The organism is Lamprobacter sp., from assembly GCF_034860625.1.
Taxonomy (GTDB): domain Bacteria; phylum Pseudomonadota; class Gammaproteobacteria; order Chromatiales; family Chromatiaceae; genus Lamprobacter.
On sequence record NZ_JAYESN010000612.1, the window covers coordinates 1 to 994 of the forward strand.

The 994-nt window shown below is 60.4% G+C and carries 1 protein-coding gene; it reads left to right on the forward strand.

What is annotated here, in order from left to right:
* Positions 1-99: 99 nt before the first annotated feature.
* Positions 100-994: AAA family ATPase (locus VBE63_RS30210; RefSeq protein WP_323686656.1), on the forward strand; the 895-nt coding region annotated here is incomplete at its 3' end.

The window sequence follows — 994 nt, forward strand, 5'->3', positions numbered from 1 at the left end:
CTCAACGACACCCAAAAATGACACTCAAACCCGCTGGGCCATCCACCGATCCTCCGGCTATCCTGAGTGGATGGCATCCGCATCAGAGAACGCCTGCTCATGACCCGCCTGTGCTTCCCTTACGGCATCGCCAACTTCCGCGCCATTCACGACGATGGCGCGCTCTATATCGACCGTACCGACCGGATCGCGACCATGGAGACGATCGGCCGGCAGCTGCTGCTACTGCGCCCGCGTCGCTTTGGTAAGTCGCTGTGGTTGTCGACGCTGGAGCATTATTACGATCTCGCCCGTGCTGACGAGTTTGAGACGCTGTTCGGCCATCTCGCCATCGGTCGGGCGCCAACCGTGCGGCGCAACCGCTACTTCATCATGAAATGGAACTTCTCCGCCGTGGACCCCGTCGGCGATGCCAAGACCATTCGCGATGCGCTTTACCGGCATATCAATAGCGAAATTGCCGCGACCCTCACCCGCTACGGGGATCAACTCCCCGTTCGGGTTGAGATTCAGGACGATGCCCTGGCCTCTTTTCGCTCCCTGCTCGCCGCCGTGGGCCAGAGCCCGCATGCCCTGTACTTGCTGATCGACGAATATGACAACTTCGCCAACGAGGTGCTGGTCAGCCGCGATCGCGGCGAGGACCGCTACAACGAGCTGGTCGGCGGCGAGGGTGTGATCAAGACCGTGTTCAAGGTCGTCAAGATGGCCGCTGAAGGGGGCGCGCTGGAGCGGGTATTCATTACCGGGGTGTCGCCGGTGGTGATGGCGGATATCACCAGTGGCTATAACGTCGCCAAGGACATCACGCTCGAACCTGAGCTAGCGGATCTGTGCGGCTTTCATGAGTCTGAAATCGCGGTCGTCCTTGACCAAATCATCGCCGAGTGCGGACTGCCCGCCGCACAGGCCAAGGAGGCGCTTGACCTGATGCGGGCGTTTTACAACGGCTATAACTTCTCCTTAACACCCGAGGGCGGGCAGATCTATAACC